Source organism: Mesorhizobium sp. M0633, assembly GCF_040320645.1.
Lineage (GTDB): Bacteria > Pseudomonadota > Alphaproteobacteria > Rhizobiales > Rhizobiaceae > Mesorhizobium.
In genome coordinates this window covers 1-873 of the sequence record NZ_JAMYQC010000118.1, presented here as the reverse complement: position 1 = coordinate 873, position 873 = coordinate 1, and the positions used below count along the sequence as shown (strand labels likewise).

2 protein-coding genes are annotated in these 873 nt (G+C 60.7%); both read left to right on the top strand.

The window, feature by feature from the left end; all coding sequences use genetic code 11:
- Positions 1–407: ABC transporter permease subunit (locus NKI47_RS34925; RefSeq protein WP_352596381.1), on the top strand; the 407-nt coding region annotated here is incomplete at its 5' end.
- A gap of 69 nt (positions 408–476) precedes the next feature.
- On the top strand, positions 477–873 hold a 397-nt coding region (locus tag NKI47_RS34920; RefSeq protein ID WP_352596378.1), incomplete at its 3' end, for an ATP-binding cassette domain-containing protein.

Sequence of the window (873 nt, the reverse complement as noted above, 5' to 3'; positions counted from 1 at the left end):
CCACCGTCTTCGTCACCTTCCCCTTCGTCGCCCGCGAATTGATCCCGCTGATGCAGGAACAGGGCAATGGCGACGAGGAGGCTGCCCTGTCGCTCGGGGCCAACGGCTGGCAGGCGTTCTGGTACGTGACGTTGCCCAACGTCAAATGGGGATTGCTCTACGGCGTGTTGCTGTGCAATGCCCGTGCCATGGGCGAGTTCGGCGCGGTCTCGGTCGTGTCGGGCCACATACGCGGGCTAACTAACACCATGCCGCTGCATGTTGAAATCCTTTATAACGAGTACAATGCCGCCGCCGCCTTTGCCGTCGCTTCGCTGCTTGCCGGCCTGGCGCTCGTCACGCTGGTCTTGAAAACACTTCTCGAGATGCGCTACGGCGCCGAGATCGCCGCGACGCGCGGACATTGAATGCATGTCGCCCAAAAGTGCGTAGCGGTTTTGGGACAACGAGATGCATCGACAAAAAGGGACAGGTTGATGGAAGTTCGCGTTGTCAACGTGCGCAAGGAGTTTGAGCGGTTTCCGGCGCTTCACGACATCTCGCTCGACATCAAGTCCGGCGAGTTGATCGCGTTGCTCGGACCTTCCGGTTCCGGCAAGACGACGCTGCTCAGGCTGATCGCCGGGCTCGAGCGGCCGACACGCGGAAAGATCTTCTTCGGCGAAGAAGATGCCTCCCAAAAGTCGATCCAGGAGCGCAATGTCGGCTTCGTCTTTCAGCATTACGCGCTGTTTCGCCACATGACGGTCGCCGACAATATCGGCTTCGGCCTCAAGGTCCGGCACGGGCCGTCACGCCCGTCGGCGAAGGAAATCCGCCGCCGCGCCTCGGAACTCCTCAACCTCGTTCAGCTTTCCGGTCTGGAAAAACGCT